This window comes from Herbiconiux daphne (assembly GCF_024979295.1).
Classification (GTDB): Bacteria; Actinomycetota; Actinomycetes; order Actinomycetales; family Microbacteriaceae; genus Herbiconiux; species Herbiconiux daphnes.
The window spans coordinates 1-2,470 of record NZ_JANLCJ010000045.1 but is presented as its reverse complement, the minus strand read 5'-3'; the positions used below and the strand labels follow the sequence as shown (position 1 = coordinate 2,470).

The 2,470-nt window shown below is 39.3% G+C and carries 5 protein-coding genes; all 5 read left to right on the top strand.

Annotated features, from left to right (window positions below; all coding sequences use genetic code 11):
* Window positions 1-292 precede the first annotated feature (292 nt).
* Window positions 293-778 carry a hypothetical protein gene (locus tag N1032_RS22565; protein WP_259542548.1) on the top strand — a complete coding sequence of 162 codons (486 nt, stop codon included), beginning with the start codon at window positions 293-295 and terminating at the stop codon, window positions 776-778.
* Entirely contained in the window at window positions 771-1,055 is a 285-nt protein-coding gene (locus N1032_RS22560; protein ID WP_259542547.1) for a phage terminase large subunit, read from the top strand. The genes N1032_RS22565 and N1032_RS22560 overlap by 8 nt, the downstream gene beginning before the upstream one ends.
* Window positions 1,056-1,406: 351 nt before the next feature.
* Window positions 1,407-1,607 carry a hypothetical protein gene (locus tag N1032_RS22555; RefSeq protein ID WP_259542546.1) on the top strand — a complete coding sequence of 67 codons (201 nt, stop codon included), beginning with the start codon at window positions 1,407-1,409 and terminating at the stop codon, window positions 1,605-1,607.
* An 18-nt stretch (window positions 1,608-1,625) separates the two neighbouring features.
* Window positions 1,626-1,865 carry a hypothetical protein gene (locus tag N1032_RS22550; RefSeq protein ID WP_259542545.1) on the top strand — a complete coding sequence of 80 codons (240 nt, stop codon included), beginning with the start codon at window positions 1,626-1,628 and terminating at the stop codon, window positions 1,863-1,865.
* 270 nt (window positions 1,866-2,135) lie between these two features.
* A complete protein-coding gene (locus tag N1032_RS22545; RefSeq protein ID WP_259542543.1) occupies window positions 2,136-2,315 on the top strand; it encodes a hypothetical protein in 180 nt (59 codons plus the stop codon).
* The last annotated feature ends 155 nt before the right edge of the window (window positions 2,316-2,470 follow it).

Genomic DNA, 2,470 nt, shown 5'->3' with positions numbered 1-2,470 from the left:
GGCAACCCCTAAACCCATACTTGAACCGGTGCAAGAGAGTGGGGCAGTTGGAATACAAAGTGCTACAACTCCACAAAAGACCGATAAAAAAAAGGGGCATATCGAATTCAATCAAAAGTGAATTTTTGTTTCAGAGAAATTGACTATATGCCTATACACCTAAAAAATTAAAATCGCGGCGTTGGCATTCAGCCAAATTGTATATAATCTGTCTGGTGATGGTGCGGCGCGACTCCTTGCGTGTCCGACCTCGCTACTTTTTTTTTTGATTTGAAGGTGCTAAAATGAAATTATGGCAAAAATGACAAAAGCAGAAAAAGAGATCATCGGCAAATTAGAACCGATCATTGACGGCTATTTTGACAAACTCCAAAGCGGAAACCTCATTACATGGCAAACAATAGCGAGCAATTTAAGCATAGACATTGCGACATTAAAAACGCTTGCTTCAAATTTTGGCGAATTGGCAATAATTCAAAAAATGGAATCTGTCCTTCGATATTCATTTTTCTACTATTCGCTTTCATCAAAAATAAATTCTGGTATTGAGTTATTCATAAAGCAAGAATTACCGACCAACGCATCGCAAAATAACCTTAAAGTTTCGAAAGACCTTACGGACCTTCAGAAAAAGGTTGCCGCTTTCTCCATCAACTCTGCTGATGACTTGGGAGTTCCAAACATTGATAATGACTACGATGACGTTATAGTCATCAAAGACCCAGACGTTGACGCATGGGATGAATATAAGGAAATGACGGAGGAATTAGATGAATAAAATTCTAGCCCTTAATAAATCGCTTTCATTGCGTCGTTATTTCGGCAAGAACTACGACGAATTTATTACATTGAAAAAACTATATACAATTTTCAAAACCGGAAAGTCAGCAAAGAAATCAACAGAGATTGCGCGCTATATTGTCCTCATGGCGTTTTTAGACCAAAGATTTTGCGCCGTGGTATTGCGTAAGGTTTTGCTGGATCATGAGAAATCTACATTCCCGGCAATAATCAAGGCATTTAACAGACTGCAAGAACAAACAGGCTATAACTGACGTGCCGATTGAGAGGTTTACAAAGGCGCAAAGAACCCGCACATAATCAACGTTAAGACAGGTCAAATTTTCCGTTTTGTTTCTTTTGACAAACCGGAAAGTATGGCGGGTTTAGAATTAGAGGATGAACGCCTTTACTACGGCATAATATGATTTGAAGAGCCGATGCAGATTGCCGATAAGAACGAAAACGGGTTCATTGACTCACAAAAGCAAAAGCAGGAAAAGGAAAATTTCGATATTATCCGGTCGTCTGCATTCCGTGGTAAGCAATTACCAGGTCAGCATAGGGAAATTATTTTCTCTTTTAACGATTGATCGGATGGCGATTATTGAATTATTGAAAAATACGTGAAGAAATTCATTGCCGAAAATTCCGGCATATTAGACAAAAAGGGCAAGCAAGGATATTATGACCCCGATTTTGAGAACGGGAGTGGCATTTTGGTTATTATTGCGTCCGGTGGAATCAATGAGTTCAACGACCAGGATTACATTAACTTTATAACCGATGTTAAAAAGAACGATCCGGAATTTTACAAGGCGCTTTGACTTGGGACGGCTGCATCAGTGATTGGAAATGCCTATTCATCGGCAAACATTAAGAAAATCAGAAGAGATATAGATTTATCGATAATTGACGAATGGTTGATCGGTATTGACTATTCAGTCCGTAAAGACTACACGGTGGTGACATTAAACGCAAGAAATACATCGACTTATGAGTTTCAGACAGTGGACGCCTGGCGTTACCACAGAGGAAAACAAAATCAGCCAATGGCAGAGCCGGAATTGATTAAATTCATATGAAACAAAATCATCGATTGAAGAAATGAGTTTAATTTTGCCAAATACAAACTAAAAACAGCAGTTCATTTTGACAACAGGGATGCAACCATGGGGGCATTCCTACACAAAGAGTGGGAAAGTCCAGAAATTGAGGCGGCGGCAATAAGGGTTGACATTGACGAACCATTGCCTGCAGCAAAACACAACAACGCGGCAAGTTTTATCAGAATAGGAATCATGCGTTGATTAATCGGTTCAGGGCTTTACAGAATTGCGCCACATCTTGATTGATTGCTTGATGAATACAAAGCAAGAACCATAAAAAAGGACGGAATCGTTGACGGTGGTGATGATGGAGTTCAAAGTGTGGAATATTCTTTCAGTTTCCAAATCGAACAGATGGCGCCGCTTGAGGTATATAATTCAATTGCCGAGGCATACGGGCAAATAACACCAGCAAGACAGGAGTGAAACAATGAATCTAATCAATAACTTAAATGGTTTTACAAATATCAAAGAAGGACTTGAGAAACTAATCAAGGGTTGGGAATTGTTAGGATACGATAAGCAAGTTCCGATCGAATACGAACAGATGAAAAAACAACTTTCTACAATAACGGAGGAAC

Coding starts and splice junctions, on each gene's coding strand:
- N1032_RS22565 (WP_259542548.1), top strand. CDS start 293: ATGGCAAAAATGACAAAAGCAGAAAAAGAGATCATCGGCAAATTAGAA.
- N1032_RS22560 (WP_259542547.1), top strand. CDS start 771: ATGAATAAAATTCTAGCCCTTAATAAATCGCTTTCATTGCGTCGTTAT.